This window comes from Pseudomonas sp. 39004 (assembly GCF_028682155.1).
In the GTDB taxonomy this organism is placed as follows: Bacteria; Pseudomonadota; Gammaproteobacteria; order Pseudomonadales; family Pseudomonadaceae; genus Aquipseudomonas; species Aquipseudomonas capeferrum.
On record NZ_JANIAG010000058.1, the window covers coordinates 1 to 19,181 of the forward strand.

Genomic DNA, 19,181 nt, shown 5'->3' on the forward strand with positions numbered 1-19,181 from the left:
TCAAGCCCGGTACGCAGATCATAAACCGGCCCCAAGGCAGGCCTGATCGTCTGCTTCAAGGTGACTTTGATAAAGCGGTAGTTATCCCCATAAACCTGCTGCAACCCCTCGATGCGAAAGTAATTGCCAGGCAGGAACAGCGTTTCGACCTCTTCCGGAAAAGACGAAAAGGCGCTGATCGGGGTTGCCCCGTGGTACTCCCCAGCAGGCAACTCGAACACCACTGAACTGTCATCGAACAGCCCTGACACGCCCCCCGGCACATTCGGGTAAGGCAAGCATGCGAACTCGGTCACCATGTAAGGGTTTTCGGTAAACGAAGTGAAGTCGGTATTGACCAGCACATCCCCAACCCGCAGCTCCCCGTTTCGATAGCGCTCCCCACCCGTACCCCGCGACCGATGGCCACCCCGGTAAAGCCTGACGTGGTTACTTTTGGGCAATTGCTCGATGCTATCGGCAAGGTGGGCGATATAGTCATCCTCATCGCCATAGCGATAGCTGCCCGAACGGAACACATCGTTCACTTTCGACTCATCGCTGGTGTAATAGTCGATCACCGCATTGAAGTATTCAGGGCCGTAGTGATAGGAGTAGTGCGTGCGACCCGCGATCTTCACACAATCCAGGTTCCGCTCATCGATGTCGGGTGCCCGACCGCGCGGCAGTTCAACGATTGGCCATGACTTCAACAACGCCTTCTGCCGCTCCAGCGCAAAACCGGACAACTTCTTGCTCTGCGGCCCATTCGCCAGCGTGTAGCTATCCCAGAACGGTGAAGCCGTGCTCTGCATACCCTCCACCGCTGGCGGCGCACCGCCGAGCAACCGCGGCGGTGCCAACAGCTCCCATTCGCCCGCTTCGTTCAAACGCACGGGGTGAAGGGGACTGAAGGCAAACGGATTATCCGCCGGAACCACCAACCACACCGTCAGTTCATGGCTGTATCGCACACGGTAAGGCTGACTCTGCAGGGTAATCCAGCAACTGCCATCGGCATTCACATGAATGCCACGCAAGCGGCCCGCCTCGGCCGCCTCCGCGGTGAGCACGGTGTTGGCCTCTTGCAACTCCACCGGCAGGGTGGTCAAGTCCGCCACCTGCCAGTGCGCAAGTGACACGCCGGTTTCATGGGGAGGCGCCTCATAAGACAAAGAGGCGAAACTCGACTGGAAGCTGATATCCAGCAGGTTCATGCTGGCGAACACACTTTCGAGCATTGCCGCGCGCAGTGCGTACTTGCGGCTCTGTTCATCGCCGGCGTGCAGGGCTTCATCCACATCGAACGCCACCTTGCCAGCACTGGCACCGAGCAGCATCAGCGACATCGGCCAACCCAAAGGCGCAAAGCTGCCAAACACTTTCAGAAACGCCGAAAGATAACCACTGAACATGGCCCTGCGCAGCCCGGCATTGTCCTGCATCAAGCGCGCATTGGCCTGCATCTCGAGCTTTGCCTGATCGGCCAGGTAAGTGAAACAATCCATGCCGAGCGAGCGTTTGAACAGCGTCAAGGCGATCGCCGCAGCTTCATCCGAACGGCTCCCGGCGATCCCTTGCAGGTGAACCTTTATCAACTGCCTGGCGGAGGAATCGTGCGGGTTACTGTGTGCCCCCGCGACAAACGCATCGAGCGTGTCGTGCGACTGCAACTGCAAGCAGAGCCAACCCGCCATGGCAACGTCAGAATCGAACCCCTTCAACGCTTCGCCGGACCAGGGCATATAGGCCAGGCACCGACCGTCTGCGGCGACCAGGCTGAAAAGACAGTACCTGTCACCTGCACCGAACGCATAGCGATTGACCGTCAAGACGTTGCGCGTTGCATCCCGTTGAAGACTGGCAAGCGTTGGCAACTCATCATCGGCCAAATCGTCGGCCGCCATTGCGCGCAAGCGCTCCCAATCGAGGGGCGTTATCCTGCCTGCACCCAATGCACCAGCCCCCTGCGCCAACAGGTTGACCTTGGCCAGCACACGAAAATTGCCTGTGTAGTCTGACCAGAACCGCTCGATGCCCTCGCGGTAGCGCACCGCAAAATCCAGCGCCCACAAGTCCTTCTGGACTTCACTGCCCAGCATCGGGACCTCATTGTGCTCGTCGTAGAGAACCGCATGCGGGCCCTGACGATAGAAACCGCCGCGCAGGTCGAGTTCGTCGCTGGCGTCCTGAAAGTAAAGGTCGAACCGATTGATCAGCAGCTCTTGCAACACCATGGACTTCTGCGGCGGCCCATTGTGCTGCCAACCGGTGAACGCACGGGGGCTGGAACTCTCGCTATTGAACTGATGCCACCAGACGAACCGCGGGTCCATCTCCCTCCCTGTATGCTTGCGCAACAGTTGCGCGGCATGCCTGCTCGACAACGCATAGGGGTCTGGGTAGTCGCGTACGATGTCATCCACCAACTGTACCAGGGGCCGTGTTGCATCCAGCACTTCGAGACTGCGGATCGCTTTCTGGTGAATTTCGCTCATGGGCTACTCCTGACCTTGATTGTCGAGCCCCTATCCTTGCTGCCCGCGCCCACCCAGAGTGGTAGTTACCTGCCGCCTATGGCTGAACCAGTCATGCTGCGCCGTGCTCTGAATAATGAGAGATCATCTTCTGAGGGCGGCGAACATGCGGCATATCGGCTACGTCTTACCTTGGGCGCTGAGCGCCTGCATGGTGGGCTGCGGCGACACAGCTCTGTTGAACGTCAGCGAAGGAAGCGGCCCCTCGCCGCAGTTGCCCGAACCCAATGCAACGCTGATTCCGACCATCAACATCGCCCCTGCCATCGGCTGGCCAGAAGGCGGCAAGCCCAAGGCTGCAACGGGCACGCAGGTAGCGGCCTTCGCCGACAAACTCGACCACCCACGGTGGCTCTATGTACTGCCCAACGGTGACGTGCTGGTAGCCGAAACCAACGCGCCGCCAAAACCCGAGGACGGCAAAGGCCTGCGTGGCTGGGCCATGGGCATGGCGATGAAACGCGCTGGCGCCGCAGTGCCCAGCGCCAACCGCATCACCCTGCTGCGCGACGCCGATCATGACGGCATCGCGGAAACACGCAGCACTTTCATTGACGGGCTGAATTCGCCCTTCGGCATGGCGTTGGTAGGCGAGGACTTCTATGTGGCCGACACCGACAAGCTGCTGCGCTTTCACTACGAGCCCGGGGCCATGCAGATACGCGACAAGGGCCAGCAGGTGGTCGAGCTACCCGGCGGGCCGCTCAACCATCACTGGACCAAGAACGTGATCGCCAGCCCAGATGGCAAGAAGCTCTACGTGACGGTTGGCTCCAACAGCAATGTGGGGGAAAACGGCCTGGACAAGGAACAAGGGCGGGCGGCGATCTGGGAGGTGGACCCTGCCAGCGGCCAGCAGCGCTTGTTTGCCAGCGGCCTGCGCAACCCCAATGGCCTGGCGTGGGAGCCACACACCGGCGCACTGTGGACGGCAGTCAACGAGCGTGACGAAATCGGTAGCGACCTGGTGCCGGACTACATTACCTCGGTCCAGGACGGCGGCTTCTATGGCTGGCCCTATAGCTATTACGGCCAGCACGTTGACCAGCGGGTCCAGCCTCAGGCACCGCAGAAGGTCGCCCAGGCGCTGGTGCCGGACTATGCCGTCGGCCCGCACACGGCCTCACTGGGGCTGACATTCGCCGAGCCAGGTGTGCTGCCAGCGCCGTTCGGGCAAGGCGCATTCGTGGGCCAGCACGGGTCATGGAATCGCAAGCCACACAGTGGCTACAAGGTGATTTTCGTGCCGTTCGACAGTAGCGGCAAGCCTGCCGGCAAGCCCGTCGACCTGCTCACCGGGTTTCTGGATGGCAATGGCAAGGCCATGGGCCGGCCGGTGGGCGTGATCAACGATCAGCGCGGTGGGGTGCTGGTGGCGGATGACGTGGGCAATATGATCTGGCGGGTGAGCGCTGCGCGATAACGGTGAGTCAAGGCGGCCTTGCCGGGCCGCCTTCAGGCGATCAGGGGTTTTGCGCCAGATGCCCCTGGGGAATCACCCGCTTGGCCTGCAGGTAAGCCTTGGCCCAGTAACTGTTGGACAGGTAGTCCAGGCGCACCGTGCCACCGGTGGACGGTGCGTGCACGAAACGCCCCTCCCCCACGTAGATGCCGGCATGGCTGACCTGCGACCCGCCACTGGTGGCAAAGAACACCAGGTCACCTGACTGCAGCGCCTTCGCATCCACAGTCGGCGCGCGCATGACGATCATCTCCCGCGTCGAGCGCGGCAAGCTGATACCGGCGGCATCACGGTAGACATACTTGATCAGGCCACTGCAATCGAACCCGGAGTCGGGCGTATTGCCGCCCCATCGGTAAGGGGTGCCCACCAGCCCGATCGCGCGGATCAACACGTCGTCGGCAATCGGCGAAGCATCAGGCTGTTGGCTGTAGGAGACCTGCGGCTTGACCACAGGAGCCGGCGCAGGCGCGCGGCTGGAGCAGGCAGCAAGCAATGCCACCAGGGAAAGGAATGCGAAGCGCGCCATCATTACCATGGCCAGAACATCCTGTCTGAGACCGCTGGACCGCAGCCGAAAAGTGTTGAGAATTTAGATTAGACGCTTTCTGTAAATGCGCACGGCGGCGAGCTTTTTTAAAGCATCGCCGCCGTGGCACGGTACATCATCGGGGTATCAGTTGCGCGCGATGTTGGTCGGCGCCATCGCCAAGGCTCGCTTGGCTTCGATGAAGGTCTTGCTCCAGTAGCGATCACCGAGGCTGTCGATGCGCACACCACCGCTGCGGCGGCTGCTGGAGTGGATGAACTGGTTGTCACCCAAGTAGATGCCGGCATGGCTGACCCGGCCGCGGCCATTGGTGCTGAAGAACAGCAGGTCGCCTGGCTTGAGCTTGTTACGGGCCACTTTCGGGGCATCGACGTTGATCATTTCACGCGTCGAACGCGGCAGGGTCATGCCGGCTTCTTCGCGGAACAGGTAACCGATGAAGCCGCTGCAATCGAAGCCTGACTTCTCGGAGGTACCACCGAAGCGGTAGCGGGTGCCGATCAACGACATGCCGCGCTCGAGAATGCTGTCAGCCAGAACCGGCAGCTGATAAGGCTTGCTGTTGCTGGAGAAGGCCTCCAGGTCATCTTCGGTGGCCAGCTCTTCCGGTTCGCCGAATACGGACGAAGGCGAGGCTTTGGCCTTGAACGCCGATTGTGCGGCGATCGGGGTGTGTTCCTGGGGCTGGGATACCGGGCCTTGGGCCGCGCAGCCGAAAAGCAGGGTCACGAGTGCGAGGGGCACGAGGGGTGCGAAGCGCTTTAGCATGGGCACGACCGTGTCTGTAATCCTTTAGAAGGGGGAAACTATGCCCTCTATCATGGCCATTTGCAAATTTTATCGAAAAAGATGTGACTTTTTCGTTTTGCCGCTCTAGCCCAGGATTTTCAGGGGCTTACCAGCCCAGGGTTTCTTTCAGGAAAGGGATGGTCAGCTTGCGCTGCGCCTGCAGGGATGCCTGGTCGAGGCGTTCGAGCAGATCGAACAGTGCGCTCATGCTGCGGGTACCGCGGGTAAGGATGAAATGCCCAACCTCATCGGTGAGGTGCAGGCCACGGCGCGAGGCCCGCAGTTGCAGGGCACGCAGCTTGTCTTCATCGGACATGCCACGCATCTGGAAGATCAGTGCCAGGGTCAGCCGCGACTTGAGGTCGGCCAGCTTGATGGGCAGCTCGCGCGGCGAGCTGGAGGCCGCCAGCAGCAAACGACGGCCACTGTCACGCAGGCGATTGAACAGGTGGAACATGGCCTCTTCCCAGTCGGCTTTGCCGGCAATTACATGCAGGTCGTCAATGCACACCAGCTCGTACTGTTCGAGGTGATCGAGCAATTCGACACCGCGCTCGAGCAGTTGCGCCAACGGCAGGTAGACGGCGGGTTCGCCCAACTGCTGGAAGCGGTGGGTAGCGGCCTGCAACAGGTGGGTGCGGCCGACACCCTGCTTGCCCCACAGGTAGATGAGGCTCTCGGTCCAGCCGGCGTCGGCTTCGCATAGGCGCTCGACGTAGCCCAATGCCGCAGCATTGGCGCCCGGATAGTAGTTGATGAAGGTGGCGTCATCGCGCAGGCGCACACCCAGGGGCAACTGGATCGGTGGTTTCATGCTCGCGGGTGGTCGCTGGGACCACAGGGGGCCTTTGGTGGACAGTGTGCAAAGTCTATACCCGCAACGCGGGCGGCACAATCAGGGAGCAGAAGAGCACAAGCAAAATCAACGGCTTGCGACCTGCTCTGCTCGGTCTGACTGGGTAATTTACAACTGCGGATCGACATCGGCGTCATACATGTCCGACTCTTTGTACAGATCATGTACATGACGTAGCAGCACCATGATCACTGCCGCCACCGGCAGCGCCAGCAGCACACCGGTGAAGCCGAACAACTCGCCACCGGCAAGAATGGCGAAGATCACCGCCACCGGGTGCAAGCCGATACGGTCGCCCACCAGCAACGGCGTCAGCACCATGCCTTCCAGCGCCTGGCCGACCATGAACACCGCAACGATGCCCAGCATCGGATACAGCTCGCCACCGAACTGGAACAGGCCGGCGACCAACGCCGCACCAATACCGATGATGAAGCCCATGTACGGCACGATGGCTGCCAACCCCGCCAGCATGCCGATCAACAGGCCGAGTTCGAGCCCCACCAGCATCAGCCCTGCCGAGTAGATGACGCCGAGCGCGAGCATCACCATCAATTGGCCGCGGACGAACGCGCCCAGGACTTCATGGCATTCTTGCGCCAACCCCACTATTTGCGACTCGCGCTGGCGCGGCAGCAGGCTGCGCAGCTTGGCCATCATCAGGTCCCAGTCACGCAGCAGGTAGAACCCCACCACCGGGATCAGCACCAGGTTGGCCAGCCAGGCCATCAAGGCCAGGCTCGAAGCCGTCGCCTGGGACAGCACGATGCCGACGATGTCGGTGGTCTGGCCCATGTGCTCGCCAATGGCAGCCTTGATCTTGTCGAACTTCCAGAAGCCATCGGCCAGGCCAAGGCGGTGTTGCACCCAAGGCAACGCCTGGTGCTGCAGCCAGTCGAGCATCTGCGGCGCCAACTCGTACAGGCGCACCAACTGCTTGGCCAACATCGGCACCAGCACCAGCAGCAGGGCCATGAACACCAGGGTGAAGAGGCTGAACACCACCACCACGCCCCAGGTGCGTGACAGCCCCAGGCGCTCCAGGCGGTCAACCAGAGGGTCTGCCAGATAAGCCAGCAGAATGCCGATCAGAAACGGGGTAAGAATGTTGTGCAGGCTATATAACAGCACGGCGATCAGCAGTGCCGCACCCAGCCAGATCCAGCGGCGCATATCGGTCACGGTCGGCACTCCTTACCAGCGAAAACGCAGGCCGTCGAACGGCTTGGGTACTGCGGGCTGCTCCGCGGCAGCGCCAGGTACGGGCGCGGGGACCACGGGTGCAGCGGGAGCCTGCTCGGCCGGCACTTCCTGCAGCTTGGCCAGCCCCAGCTGGGCACGCAATTGTTCGCGGTTGGCGGTGACACCGTAGGTCAGCGTGCTGCCTTCGGCCATCTTCAGTCGCGCGCCGTACGGTTCGAGCACCCGGCTCAATTCGGCGTAGCGCTGCAGGTTCATTCCCTGCACCTGGAGCTGCAGCTGGCTGCTGGCGCCAGGGCGGGTTACATAGCGCGGCGCCAGGCGGCTGCTCACCGCCAGCATCACCGCGTCGGCCAAGGCCGCCTGGTCGGCGCCCTCGGCATTACCCTGCTCGCGCTGGTCGCCCACCCACAGCTGCCATTTGCCTTGCCATTTGCCATCCGCTTCATGGGCGTGGACCGCCAGCAGTGCATCGGCCGCGTAGCGCTCGGACGCTTCGCGCAGCGGCGCTGGGTCACTGGCCTCGATCTGCTTGGCGTTGGCCACCAGTTGCTCCTGCAGGTCGGCCAGCGGCAAGCGCAATGGCAAGCCTCGGTGCTGGGCCGCACGGCGCAGCGGCTGGGCAGTGGCCTGGCCGTCGCCGACCAGGTTGCTACCGTCGACGCTGTCGTTGAGCCACCAGCCGATGATCGACGGCCGGTTGCTGCCCCACAGGGCCAGGCCGGCCTTGCGCAAGGCACGTTCGGTACTGCCGGGGTCGAACTCGACCAGCACCGATTCGGGCGGGCCGGCTTCGGTACCGACCTGGTTGATGATTTGCTGCGGGTCCTTGCGCAACTCCGCCAAAGCCGGGTTTTGCGCCGCTTTCGGGTCGCCGGTCAGGCGCAGAATCAAAGTATCGAGGGCCTTGCCGGTTGCCTGGGTACGGGCTTCGGCGCCCTGCCCTGCAAGCGGCTCACGCACTTGGTAGAGCCCGGAGACGGTTTCGGCCTGGGCGGCGACAGCCATCAGGGCAAGGCATCCCGCTGCCAGATGTTTGAGAAGATGCATGAAGGATTCCTGTCCAGAAACTAGGTGAAACGGGCCGTTAACGTGCAGGTTGTGACCGCGGTGGAACGAAAAATGCTCCTCTATGGCTACACCTTATACAGGGGGGCGCGTGACTGCCAGGCGCAGGCCGTGGGAATTTGTAGACCACACAAACCTCAAACCCTACCTCTGCTCCCAAAAAACCCAAGCAAGCCCCCTACCCCCATCACCTTTTTAACGCTTTCGACCCCTGCCCGTCGGCCTGAGGATGGCCGCTGCACGGCAACCCTGATAAAATCGCGCGCCTTCGCAGACCTCTGACGTTTCAGGCAGCCGCCGCTTACACAGCCGGCCTTGGCCGTCATGGTCGTTTTTAAGAATCCCTCCCTCCTAAAGGCCTGGATCAATGAGCAAGCAACCCTCCCTGAGCTACAAGGACGCCGGTGTAGACATCGACGCCGGCGAAGCACTGGTCGAACGCATCAAGGGCGTGGCAAAACGCACCGCACGCCCTGAAGTCATGGGTGGCCTGGGCGGCTTCGGCGCCCTCTGCGAGATCCCGGCCGGCTACAAGCAGCCGGTTCTGGTCTCCGGCACCGACGGCGTCGGCACCAAGCTGCGCCTCGCCCTGAACCTGAACAAGCACGACAGCATCGGCCAGGACCTGGTCGCCATGTGCGTCAACGACCTGGTGGTATGCGGTGCCGAGCCGCTGTTCTTCCTCGACTACTACGCCACTGGCAAGCTCAACGTCGACGTCGCCGCCACCGTGGTCACCGGCATCGGTGCCGGCTGTGAACTGGCCGGTTGCTCGCTGGTCGGTGGCGAAACCGCCGAGATGCCTGGCATGTACGAAGGCGAAGACTACGACCTGGCCGGCTTCTGCGTCGGCGTCGTGGAAAAGGCCGAGATCATCGATGGCTCCAAGGTCGCCACCGGTGACGCGCTGATCGCCCTGCCATCTTCCGGCCCGCACTCCAACGGCTACTCGCTGATCCGCAAGATCCTCGAAGTGTCCGGCACCGACATCGAGAACACCCAGCTCGACGGCCAGCCACTGACCGACCTGCTGATGGCGCCGACCCGCATCTACGTCAAACCGCTGCTGCAACTGATCAAGCAGACCGGCGCAGTCAAGGCCATGGCCCACATCACCGGTGGCGGCCTGCTGGACAACATCCCGCGCGTACTGCCAAAGAACGCCCAGGCCGTGGTCGACGTGGCCAGCTGGCAGCGCCCGGCGGTATTCGACTTCCTGCAGGCGCAAGGCAACGTTGACGAGCATGAAATGCACCGCGTACTGAACTGCGGCGTCGGCATGGTCATCTGCGTGGCCCAGGACCAGGTTGAAAACGCCCTGAACGTGCTGCGTGCAGAAGGCGAACAGCCTTGGGTCATCGGCCGCATCGAGCAGGCCGCCGAAGGCGCCGCCCAGGTCGAGCTGCAGAACCTCAAGGCACACTGATGCCGAGCAAGACCTGCAATGTAGTGGTACTGCTGTCGGGTTCCGGCAGCAACCTGCAAGCCCTGATCGACAGCTGCCGCAGTGAAGACAGCCCGGTGCGCATCCGTGCGGTGGTTTCCAACCGCGCCGATGCCTACGGCCTGCAGCGCGCTGCAGCCGCTGGCATCGATACCGCCGTACTGGACCACACCGGCTTCGACGGCCGCGAAGCCTTCGATGCGGCGCTGATGGCACGCATCGATGGCTTTGCGCCCGACCTGGTGGTGCTGGCCGGTTTCATGCGCATCCTCAGTGGCGGTTTCGTGCGCCACTATCAGGGCCGCCTGCTCAATATCCACCCGTCGCTGCTGCCCAAGTACAAGGGCTTGCATACCCATCGCCGGGCCCTGGAGGCAGGCGACGCCGAGCATGGCTGCAGCGTACACTTCGTCACCGAGGAACTCGATGGCGGCCCACTGGTCGTACAGGCTGTGGTACCGGTGACGTCGGACGACACCGCTGAAAGCCTGGCCCAGCGGGTTCACCACCAGGAACACCAGATCTACCCGCTGGCGGTGCACTGGTTCGCCGAAGGACGCTTGCGTCTGGGTGAACACGGTGCGTTACTGGATGGCCAGCCTCTGGCGGCCAGCGGTCACTTGATTCGACCCTAGGAGAATTTATGCGTCGCGCCCTGCTTTTGGCTCTCGCCGTGCTCGCCCTGCCCCTCCAGGCAGCTGATCTGAAGCCTTTCTCGGCCAGTTACACCGCTGACTGGAAGCAGCTGCCCATGAGCGGCACCGCCGAACGCAGCCTGGTCAAGAATGCCAATGGTACCTGGGACCTCAATTTCCGGGCTTCCATGATGATCGCCAGCCTGACCGAGCAAAGCACCCTGCGCCTGGAAAACGACACCCTGCTGCCGCAGAAGTATCACTTCGAACGTGGCGGCCTGGGCAAGGCGAAGAAGGTCGACCTGAACTTCGACTGGAACAGCAAGAAAGTCACCGGTAGCGACCGTGGCGATGCCGTCAGCCTGCCGCTCAACCGCGGCGTGCTCGACAAGTCGTCCTACCAGCTGGCGCTGCAGCATGACGTGGCCGCCGGCAAGAAGAGCATGACCTACCAGGTGGTAGACGGTGACGAGATCGACACCTACGACTTCCGCGTACTGGGCACCGAGAAGGTCACCACCAAGACCGGCCAGGTCGATGCGGTCAAGGTCGAGCGCGTGCGCGACCCGAGCCAAAGCAAGCGCATCACCGAGCTGTGGTTCGCCAAGAACTGGGACTACCTGCTGGTGCAACTGCGCCAGGTCGAAACCGATGGCAAGGAGTATGTGATCGTGCTGCAGGATGGCACGGTCGATGGCAAGGCGGTGAAGGGTAACTGATCAACCGCAGCCTGAAGCACCTGCAGCCCCGCCTTGTGCGGGGCTTCTTTTTGCCTGGCCGCCCTTACATGAAACTTGTTTCATGCCCGGTTTATTTACTTAGGCTGCTAACAAACTCTATAAAGAAGACCTGCGACACAGTGCCGCAGCCAACTGAAAAGTGGAGTTTACCGATGACAGTCCAAGTAACCGAACGCGACGAATCGAAAATGTCCCACGAAGGCCTGGCCGCTGGCGTGCGGATCTGGGATGTGCACCAGCAGGGCCAACTGGTCGGAATGTTCCACAACGAACATGAAGCCCACCAGTATCGGGTAGAGCTCGAAGACCTGGAAAACCTGCGCGCCACGCAATGACACCGCCTTCAAAAAAAAACCCCGCCTAGGCGGGGTTTTTCATGCTTACCACATCAGGTCGTCAGGGATCTTGTAAGCCGCATAAGGGTCATCCTCGTTGGCCTCTTCGACGTGGGTGTTGAGTAGCAGCACGCGATGCGGGTCGCGCTCCTGGATCTTCACCGCCGCCTCACGCGGAATCACCTCGTAGCCGCCAGCGAAAGAGACCACCGCCAGCGAGCCATTGCTCAGCTTGCTGCGCATCAGGGCATTGACGGCAATGCGCTTGACCTTCTTGTCGTCGACGAAGTTGTAGTAGTCCTCGCTGTTGAGCTTGGGCAAGCGAGTCGCTTCGATCAACTGCTTGACCTGCGCGGCGCGGGCCTTTTGCTCGGCCTTTTCCTGCTGCTGGCGGTTCAGCTCCTGGTCACGCTTGGCCTTGTCAGCCATGGCTTCCTTGGCGAGGCGCTGCTGGGTGTCATCCACCTCGACCTGGCCTTTGTGCTCCAGGCGCTTTTGTTTCTTTTCGGCTTTGTTGGTCTGCGAGACCTGTTTCTGGTTGACCAGACCGGCTTTGAGCAATTGGTCGCGAAGGGAAAGGCTCATGAATTCACTCACTTATGCAACAGCTCAGCCGCAGCTGGGCAGGTTCTTTTCCTGACGTTTGGCTTCACCCCAAAGGGCATCCAGCGCGTCAAGGCTACAATCTTCGATGGGCCGACCGCTGTCGCGCAATGCCTGTTCGATAAAGCGGAAACGTCGCTCGAACTTGCGGTTGGCGCGGCGCAGGGCATGCTCCGGGTCTTGCTTGAGGTGGCGGGCCAAGTTGACGGTGGCGAACAGCAGATCGCCGACCTCGTCTTCTAGCGCATCGGCATCACCGTCGGCCATGGCCTGCAGGACTTCATCCAGCTCCTCGCGGACCTTGTCCAGCACCGGCAATGCGTCAGGCCAGTCGAAACCGACCGTGGCCGCACGCTTCTGCAGTTTGGCTGCCCGCGACAGCGCCGGCAATGCCGCTGGCACATCATCGAGCAGCGACAGCTGTTCAGGCTCGCTCTTTTCGGCGCGCTCTTCGGCCTTGATCTGTTCCCAGCGCAACTTGACCTGGGCCTCGCTCAAGCTGGGCGTGCCCACCGGCGCGTACAGCTCGCCGGTGGGGAATACGTGCGGGTGGCGGCGGATCAGCTTGCGGGTGATGCTGTCGACCACCCCGTCAAAGGCGAAGCGCCCCTCTTCCCGGGCCAGTTGGCTGTAGTAGACCACCTGGAACAACAGGTCGCCCAGCTCACCCTGCAAGTGCTCGAAATCGCGGCGCTCGATGGTGTCGGCGACCTCGTAGGCTTCTTCGAGGGTGTGCGGGACGATGCTGGCGTAGTCCTGCTGCAAATCCCACGGGCAGCCATGATGCGGGTCACGCAGGCGGGCCATGAGGTGCAGCAGGTCTTCGAGGGTGTAGGTCATTAAGCAGATCCTTCGGTGGTGGCTGCTCGCGGGTAAACCCGCGAAGCTGCCGCCCCAGTCTCAAGGCGTACGATTACGCCGCGTCTCGATGATGTTCGGCAACTGCGAGATCCGCCCCAGCAAGCGCCCGAGCGCATCCAGGCCCGGAATTTCGATGGTCAGCGACATCAACGCCGTGTTGTCTTCCTTGTTCGAGCGGGTGTTGACTGCCAGCACGTTGATCTTCTCGTTGAGCAGCACCTGCGACACGTCACGCAGCAAGCCTGGGCGGTCGTAGGCACGGATGACGATGTCGACCGGGTAGGTCTGCACCGGGATCGGCCCCCAACTGACCTGGATCATCCGCTCTGGCTCCTTGCCTGCCAGTTGCAGCACCGAAGCGCAGTCCTGGCGGTGGATGCTCACACCCCGGCCCTGGGTGATATAGCCGACGATGGCATCACCTGGCAGCGGCTGGCAGCAGCCGGCCATCTGCGTCAGCAGGTTGCCGACACCCTGGATCTGGATATCGCCGCGCTTGCCGGTACGCGGGCCGGTGGGCTTGCGTTGCACCAGCTCGATCTGCTCGATGCGCTCGGGCTCGAGCAATTGCTGGGCGGCGTTGACCAGGTGCGCCAGGCGCAGATCACCCGCACCCAGCGAGGCGAACATGTCTTCGGCAGTCTTGACGTTGGTCTTCTCGGCCAGGCGCTCGAAGTCCACCTGGGGCAGGCCCAGGCGGCTGAGTTCACGTTCGAGCAAGGTCTTGCCGGCCGCCACGTTCTGGTCGCGTGCCTGCAGCTTGAACCAATGGACGATCTTCGCCCGTGCCCGCGAGGTGGTGACGTAGCCCAGGTTGGAGTTCAACCAGTCACGGCTGGGGTTGCCGTGCTTGCTGGTGATGATCTCGACCTGCTCGCCCGTCTGCAGGCTGTAGTTGAGCGGCACGATACGCCCGTTGATCTTGGCGCCGCGGCAGTTGTGACCGATTTCGGTGTGCACCCGGTAGGCGAAGTCCAGCGGTGTGGCGCCCTTGGGCAGGTCGATGGCATGGCCGTCGGGGGTGAACACGTAGACCCGGTCCGGCTCGATGTCGACCCGCAGCTGTTCGGCCAGGCCACCGATGTCACCCAGCTCTTCATGCCACTCGAGCACCTGGCGCAGCCAGGAAATTTTCTCTTCGTAGTGATTGGAGCTGGGCTTGACGTCGGTGCCCTTGTAGCGCCAGTGCGCGCACACGCCCAGTTCGGCTTCCTCGTGCATGCCATGGGTACGGATCTGCACCTCCAGCACCTTGCCCTCGGGGCCGATCACCGCCGTGTGCAACGAGCGGTAGCCGTTCTCCTTGGGGTTGGCGATGTAATCGTCGAACTCCTTGGGGATGTGCCGCCACAGGGTATGCACGATGCCCAATGCGGTGTAGCAGTCGCGGATCTCCGGGACCAGTACGCGCACTGCGCGCACATCGTAGATCTGGCTGAATTCCAGGCCTTTGCGCTGCATCTTGCGCCAGATCGAATAGATGTGTTTTGCCCGGCCACTGATATCGGCATTCACGCCGGTAGCCAGCAGTTCGTTCTGCAGCTGGTTCATCACGTCGCTGATGAAGCGCTCGCGGTCCAGCCGGCGCTCATGCAGGAGCTTGGCGATCTGTTTGTACTGGTCGGGTTCGAGGTAGCGGAAGGACAGGTCTTCCAGCTCCCACTTGATGTGACCGATACCCAGGCGGTGAGCCAGTGGTGCATAGATGTCGAACACCTCGCGCGCGACACGCAGGCGTTTATCGTCGTCGGCAGCCTTGACCGCGCGGATCGCACAGGTGCGCTCGGCCAGCTTGATCAGCGCCACGCGCACATCGTCGACCATGGCCACGAGCATCTTGCGCAGGTTCTCGACCTGCGCCTGGGAGCCCAGCACCAACGATTGGCGTGGGCTAAGGCTGGCGCTGATGGCCGCCATGCGCAGCACGCCATCGATCAGTTTGGACACCACCGGCCCAAAGCGCTGACTGACTTCGGCCAAGGTGACTTTGCCTTCGCGCACCGAGCGGTAGATGACGGCCGCTACCAGCGAATCCTGGTCGAGCTTGAGGTCGGCGAGAATTTCGGCGATCTCCAGGCCCGCCTGGAAACTGGACGTACCGTCGGCCCAGGAATGCTTGGCAGGGTTACCCTTTCTCTCGACTTCGTGAGCGAACTCGCAGGCTTCTTTGAGCTCCGCGCGATTCAGGGCCGAATCGACGCTTACTACATGATCCAGCCATGCTTCGAGATTGATACTGCCGTCGGTGTTGACCGGCTGGTGCACTCTCACCTGTACCATCTTTGTTTTACCTTTCCATACAGCGCACCACGCGGGTACGCAGGCTTCCACCGTGTGGCCGCCATTCCCTGGCAACCGCACCAACGGGCCAGTTTGCTAGCCCGCTTCGAATAACGCCATGGCCTCGACATGCGCCGTCTGAGGAAACATGTCGAGAATCCCGGCCCTTTTTAACCGGTACCCCTGACCGACCAGCACCTGGGCGTCTCGCGCCAGCGTGGCCGGGTTGCACGATACGTAGACCAGCCGCTTGGCCTTGAGGCGGGCGATATCTCGCACCACCTCGAAAGCACCGTCGCGCGGTGGATCCAAGAGTACCGCAGAAAAGCCTTCGGCGGCCCATTCGGCACCTGCCAAAGGCTGCGATAAATCGGCCTGAAAAAACCGTGCGTTATGCACATTGTTGTTCCGGGCATTGGCCGCGGCCCTATCGACCATGGCCTGCACACCTTCCACCGCCACCACTTCACGGGCCTGGCGAGCCAACGGCAGGGCAAAATTGCCCAGGCCGCAGAACAGGTCCAGCACACGCTCATCGGCCGTGGGTGCGAGCCAGGCCAGGGCCTGCTCGATCATCGCCGTGTTGACCTGGGCGTTGACCTGCACGAAGTCGCCGGGGCGCCAGGCCAGTTCCAACTGCCAGGGCTCAAGGGCAAAGCCCAGTTTCGCGGCCGTGTCCATGGGCGCCGGCTCACCTTCGCCCTGCAGCCAGAGCTGCGCCCCGGCCTCGCTGCAAAATGCCTGCAGGCGTGCCAGGTCATCTTCCGCCAGCGGCGCGACATGGCGTACCAGCACGGCTTCGGCAGTGCCGCTGAACAGCTCGACATGGCCGATTACCTGCGGTTTGCTCAACGCACGCAAGGCGGTCGGCAAGTGACGCAGAATCGACTGCAAGGGCTGTACCAGCACCGCGCATTCGTCGATGGAAATGATCTCCTGACTGGCTTCGGCACGGAAGCCGACTTCCAGCTGACGCGCCTTGATGTCCCAGCGCACGGCTACCCGCGCCCGGCGTCGGTAGCCGAATTCCGGGCCGCTCAGCGGGGCGGCCCATGCTTCGGGTTGTACGCCGGCAACCCGCTGCAGTTGCTCGGCCAGCGTGCGCTGCTTGAGCGCCAGTTGCCCTTCGTGGGGCAAATGCTGCAGGTTGCAGCCACCACAGCGGGCATAGTGCCGGCACGGCGCCTCGCGCCGTTCGGGGCTGGCCTGCAGCACGCGTTCCAGGCGCGCCTCCACCACCTTGCCGCGGGCATTGAGCACGCGGGCCTCGACGGCCTCACCGGCCAACGCGCCGCTGACGAACCAGGTACGCCCTTCATGGAATGCGATGCCACGGCCGTCACCGGCCAGGCGCTCGATATCCAGGCGCTGTTTCTTGCCCACGGGAACTTGGGGGCTACGGTTGCCACCGGCTGGCTGGAAGCGCAGGCCGCTGTTGCTTTTCTTCTTGGACATTTAGCTCGGGTCAAACAGGCCAGTGGACAGGTATCGGTCACCACGGTCGCAGATGATTGCGACCATTACCGCGTTTTCCACCTCGTGGGACAGGCGCAGCATCGCCGCGACCGCACCACCGGAAGACACGCCGCAGAAAATGCCCTCTTCACGGGCAAGGCGGCGGGTGATGTCTTCGGCTTCCTGCTGCGACATGTCGACCACGCGGTCCACGCGGCTGGCGTCGAAGATTTTCGGCAGGTATTGCTCCGGCCACCGGCGGATGCCCGGGATCGCCGAGCCTTCCATCGGCTGCAGGCCGATGATCTGCACCGCCGGGTTCTGCTCCTTGAGGTACTGCGAGCAGCCCATGATGGTGCCGGTGGTCCCCATGGAGCTGACAAAATGGGTGATATTGCCCTGGGTCTGTTGCCAGATCTCCGGGCCGGTGCTGTTGTAGTGGGCGATCGGGTTGTCGCCATTGGCGAACTGGTCGAGCACCAGGCCGCGGCCTTCGGATTGCAGCTTCTCGGCGAGGTCACGGGCACCTTCCATGCCCTCCTCCTTGGTCACCAGGATCAACTCGGCGCCGTAGGCCGTCATGGCGGCCTTGCGTTCGGCGGTGGAGTTGTCCGGCATGATCAGGATCATCTTGTAACCCTTGATCGCTGCCGCCATCGCCAGGGCGATACCGGTGTTGCCCGAGGTGGCCTCGATCAGCGTGTCGCCAGGTTTGATCTGGCCGCGCAGTTCGGCGCGGGTGATCATCGACAACGCCGGGCGGTCCTTGACCGAGCCGGCGGGATTGTTGCCTTCGAGCTTGAGCAGGAGCGTGTTGCTGGTCTCTCCGGCAATGCGCTGCAGGCGAACCAGGGGCGTATTGCCGACGCAATCGGCGATGGTTGGGTACTGCAAGGTCATGGCGTATTTCACAATCCGGACGGCAGGGGCGCCTATCATACCGGCAAACCTTTCCCGGCCATATCACGCAATCTGTGATGCATATAGCTACACGCTATAAGCGGGGCGCTGCGGCCGCTTGTCGCCCTGTTCGCGGGCAGCGGGTTCATGCAAGGGCAGGCGCATCCACAAGCGCAGGCCACGCTTGCCATTCTCCGCCCACAAGGTCCCACCCTGGCGCTGGATAGCGCTGCGTGCAATGCTCAAGCCCAGGCCGAACCCGCCGTCGCCGGGGCGCGAACCATCCAGCCGGGAAAACGGCGCGAAGATCCGTTCCAGGTCCTCCTCGGCCACGCCCCTGCCTTCATCCTCCAGCCACAGCCACCAGTGGTTGCCCTCGCGCTGCCCGCCGAGGCGTACCAGGCCGTCGGCCGGCGAGTGACGGATGGCATTGCGCAGCAGGTTTTCCAGCGCCTGGGCCAGGTAATTGAGATTGCCCTGCACCCAGCAACTGGCGGGCAGTTCGCAGCGCAGCCGCGCGGGTGACCAACCGCTTTCGTAACTGGCATCTTCGGCGAGCAGGTCCCACAGCGCCTGGACCTGGATCGGCTCCAGGTTCATCGGCGCGCGCTCGGCGTCTTGCCAGGCCAGTTGCAAGGTGCCCTCGACCAGTTGCTGCATGCAGTCCACCTCACGCGCCAGCCGCTCGCGCAGGCCCTGCAGGTCGGTTTCGCCATCACAGGCCACACGCAGTCGGCTGAGGGGGGTGCGCATTTCGTGGGACAGGTCGCGCAACATCTGCTGCTGCAGGGCCACCGTGCCCTGCAGCCGGTCGGCCATCTGGTCGAACGCCCGGGCCAGTTCGCCAAGCTCGTCATGCCGGGCAATGGTGCGCGGGTCGAGGCGCGCCGACAGTTGGTCGGCGCGCCAGGCATTGGCCTGCTCACGCAACTGGTTGAGCGGCACGATCAGCATGCGGTAAAGGCCCACACAAAGCAGCAAGGTGAACAGGCCAGGGATGATGCCGTTGGTCACCACCCGCCACAGCACACGGTACTGGCCGGGGTTGAGGCGCTCGGGCAGCTCGATCACCAGCATGCCCTGCTCCGGCGCCCCCGGGAATGGAATGCGCAGCCAAGGTTGGTCGACACTGCGCCGGCTCATGGGCCAGTCGACGCTGCGCAGGCGCGTCAGCCTTTGCATGATGTCGGAGCGCAGGGTGGCGCTGTCGAGCGGCCGCAAGTTGCTGTCGAGCACGCCGACCCAGCCGCGCTCGCGCTGGTGCATCTCGCCCACCCACTGGTCCAGCCCTGCTCGCCCGCCGCTGCGCCAGGCCCGTTCGGCCTCCGCCGCGTAGCCGCGCAGCAACTGCCGCGCCGGCTCGGAAAGGAAGGCGTTCTGGGTTTCCATGTGCCGGCCCCAGGTGTAGCTCAGGCCGATCATCAGCAGGCAGAAGCCCACCAACAGAATGGCCAGCTTCCAGAACAGTGAATGGCGGTCGAGCATGG

At 62.8% G+C, this 19,181-nt stretch carries 17 protein-coding genes; 5 read left to right on the plus strand and 12 right to left on the minus strand.

All coding sequences use genetic code 11. The features are described from left to right. Positions 1–2,477 (minus strand): dermonecrotic toxin domain-containing protein (locus NP534_RS12470; RefSeq protein WP_274098890.1); only part of this gene is annotated, 2,477 nt, incomplete at its 3' end. 145 nt (positions 2,478–2,622) lie between these two features. On the opposite strand from NP534_RS12470, the gene NP534_RS12475 reads away from it, so the two are divergent. Beyond that, on the plus strand, positions 2,623–3,939 hold the full coding sequence (locus NP534_RS12475) for a PQQ-dependent sugar dehydrogenase (RefSeq protein ID WP_274098891.1): 1,317 nt from the start codon (positions 2,623–2,625) through the stop codon (positions 3,937–3,939). Positions 3,940–3,979: 40 nt separating this feature from the next. On the opposite strand, the gene NP534_RS12480 is transcribed toward NP534_RS12475, so the two are convergent. The 5 genes from NP534_RS12480 to NP534_RS12500 all read right to left on the minus strand — a co-directional run bounded on the left by NP534_RS12480 (position 3,980) and on the right by NP534_RS12500 (position 8,423). Beyond that, positions 3,980–4,516 (minus strand): C40 family peptidase, encoded by a 537-nt coding sequence (locus NP534_RS12480; RefSeq protein WP_274098892.1) that lies wholly within the window; start codon positions 4,514–4,516, stop codon positions 3,980–3,982. Between the two features lie 138 nt (positions 4,517–4,654). Next, the gene (locus tag NP534_RS12485) at positions 4,655–5,296 is read right to left on the minus strand and encodes a C40 family peptidase (protein WP_274098893.1); all 642 of its coding nucleotides are present in this window, start codon (positions 5,294–5,296) and stop codon (positions 4,655–4,657) included. A gap of 127 nt (positions 5,297–5,423) precedes the next feature. Next, entirely contained in the window at positions 5,424–6,131 is a 708-nt protein-coding gene (gene hda / locus NP534_RS12490; protein ID WP_027595859.1) for a DnaA regulatory inactivator Hda, read from the minus strand. 150 nt (positions 6,132–6,281) lie between these two features. Beyond that, entirely contained in the window at positions 6,282–7,355 is a 1,074-nt protein-coding gene (locus NP534_RS12495; RefSeq protein ID WP_274098894.1) for an AI-2E family transporter, read from the minus strand. A gap of 12 nt (positions 7,356–7,367) precedes the next feature. Then, on the minus strand, positions 7,368–8,423 hold the full coding sequence (locus NP534_RS12500; RefSeq protein WP_274098895.1) for a DUF2066 domain-containing protein: 1,056 nt from the start codon (positions 8,421–8,423) through the stop codon (positions 7,368–7,370). A gap of 385 nt (positions 8,424–8,808) precedes the next feature. Here NP534_RS12500 and purM point away from each other — a divergent pair, with 385 nt between their 5' ends. From purM to NP534_RS12520, 4 genes are all read left to right on the plus strand, one after another. Further along, positions 8,809–9,867, plus strand: a complete 1,059-nt coding sequence (purM, locus tag NP534_RS12505; RefSeq protein WP_033700811.1) for a phosphoribosylformylglycinamidine cyclo-ligase — start codon at positions 8,809–8,811, stop codon at positions 9,865–9,867. Continuing rightward, a complete protein-coding gene (gene purN / locus NP534_RS12510; protein WP_095064095.1) occupies positions 9,867–10,520 on the plus strand; it encodes a phosphoribosylglycinamide formyltransferase in 654 nt (217 codons plus the stop codon). The genes purM and purN overlap by 1 nt, the downstream gene beginning before the upstream one ends. Before the next feature lie 8 nt (positions 10,521–10,528). After that, positions 10,529–11,239 (plus strand): DUF3108 domain-containing protein, encoded by a 711-nt coding sequence (locus NP534_RS12515; protein WP_033700814.1) that lies wholly within the window; start codon positions 10,529–10,531, stop codon positions 11,237–11,239. A gap of 173 nt (positions 11,240–11,412) precedes the next feature. Then, a complete protein-coding gene (locus tag NP534_RS12520; RefSeq protein ID WP_033700816.1) occupies positions 11,413–11,595 on the plus strand; it encodes a hypothetical protein in 183 nt (60 codons plus the stop codon). Between the two features lie 45 nt (positions 11,596–11,640). On the opposite strand, the gene NP534_RS12525 is transcribed toward NP534_RS12520, so the two are convergent. The 6 genes from NP534_RS12525 to NP534_RS12550 all read right to left on the minus strand — a co-directional run bounded on the left by NP534_RS12525 (position 11,641) and on the right by NP534_RS12550 (position 19,179). Beyond that, on the minus strand, positions 11,641–12,180 hold the full coding sequence (locus NP534_RS12525; RefSeq protein ID WP_033700817.1) for a DUF2058 domain-containing protein: 540 nt from the start codon (positions 12,178–12,180) through the stop codon (positions 11,641–11,643). Positions 12,181–12,204: 24 nt separating this feature from the next. Then, entirely contained in the window at positions 12,205–13,038 is an 834-nt protein-coding gene (gene mazG / locus NP534_RS12530; RefSeq protein WP_274098896.1) for a nucleoside triphosphate pyrophosphohydrolase, read from the minus strand. Positions 13,039–13,098: 60 nt separating this feature from the next. Continuing rightward, a complete protein-coding gene (relA, locus tag NP534_RS12535) occupies positions 13,099–15,339 on the minus strand; it encodes a GTP diphosphokinase (RefSeq protein ID WP_033700819.1) in 2,241 nt (746 codons plus the stop codon). A gap of 96 nt (positions 15,340–15,435) precedes the next feature. Then, on the minus strand, positions 15,436–16,794 hold the full coding sequence (gene rlmD / locus NP534_RS12540) for a 23S rRNA (uracil(1939)-C(5))-methyltransferase RlmD (protein ID WP_274098897.1): 1,359 nt from the start codon (positions 16,792–16,794) through the stop codon (positions 15,436–15,438). Beyond that, entirely contained in the window at positions 16,795–17,694 is a 900-nt protein-coding gene (gene cysM, locus NP534_RS12545; RefSeq protein WP_274098898.1) for a cysteine synthase CysM, read from the minus strand. 87 nt (positions 17,695–17,781) lie between these two features. Next, entirely contained in the window at positions 17,782–19,179 is a 1,398-nt protein-coding gene (locus NP534_RS12550) for a sensor histidine kinase (protein ID WP_274098899.1), read from the minus strand. Between the last annotated feature and the right edge of the window lie 2 nt (positions 19,180–19,181).

What these genes read in the sequence shown, in the direction of transcription:
- mazG (WP_274098896.1), bottom strand. Translation starts at nt 13,038, where the DNA reads ATGACCTACACCCTCGAAGACCTGCTGCACCTCATGGCCCGCCTGCGT.
- hda (WP_027595859.1), bottom strand. Translation starts at nt 6,131, where the DNA reads ATGAAACCACCGATCCAGTTGCCCCTGGGTGTGCGCCTGCGCGATGAC.
- rlmD (WP_274098897.1), bottom strand. Translation starts at nt 16,794, where the DNA reads ATGTCCAAGAAGAAAAGCAACAGCGGCCTGCGCTTCCAGCCAGCCGGT.
- purN (WP_095064095.1), top strand. Translation starts at nt 9,867, where the DNA reads ATGCCGAGCAAGACCTGCAATGTAGTGGTACTGCTGTCGGGTTCCGGC.
- NP534_RS12550 (WP_274098899.1), bottom strand. Translation starts at nt 19,179, where the DNA reads ATGCTCGACCGCCATTCACTGTTCTGGAAGCTGGCCATTCTGTTGGTG.
- NP534_RS12500 (WP_274098895.1), bottom strand. Translation starts at nt 8,423, where the DNA reads ATGCATCTTCTCAAACATCTGGCAGCGGGATGCCTTGCCCTGATGGCT.
- NP534_RS12485 (WP_274098893.1), bottom strand. Translation starts at nt 5,296, where the DNA reads ATGCTAAAGCGCTTCGCACCCCTCGTGCCCCTCGCACTCGTGACCCTG.
- purM (WP_033700811.1), top strand. Translation starts at nt 8,809, where the DNA reads ATGAGCAAGCAACCCTCCCTGAGCTACAAGGACGCCGGTGTAGACATC.
- NP534_RS12520 (WP_033700816.1), top strand. Translation starts at nt 11,413, where the DNA reads ATGACAGTCCAAGTAACCGAACGCGACGAATCGAAAATGTCCCACGAA.
- NP534_RS12515 (WP_033700814.1), top strand. Translation starts at nt 10,529, where the DNA reads ATGCGTCGCGCCCTGCTTTTGGCTCTCGCCGTGCTCGCCCTGCCCCTC.
- NP534_RS12525 (WP_033700817.1), bottom strand. Translation starts at nt 12,180, where the DNA reads ATGAGCCTTTCCCTTCGCGACCAATTGCTCAAAGCCGGTCTGGTCAAC.
- cysM (WP_274098898.1), bottom strand. Translation starts at nt 17,694, where the DNA reads ATGACCTTGCAGTACCCAACCATCGCCGATTGCGTCGGCAATACGCCC.
- NP534_RS12480 (WP_274098892.1), bottom strand. Translation starts at nt 4,516, where the DNA reads ATGGTAATGATGGCGCGCTTCGCATTCCTTTCCCTGGTGGCATTGCTT.
- relA (WP_033700819.1), bottom strand. Translation starts at nt 15,339, where the DNA reads ATGGTACAGGTGAGAGTGCACCAGCCGGTCAACACCGACGGCAGTATC.
- NP534_RS12475 (WP_274098891.1), top strand. Translation starts at nt 2,623, where the DNA reads ATGCGGCATATCGGCTACGTCTTACCTTGGGCGCTGAGCGCCTGCATG.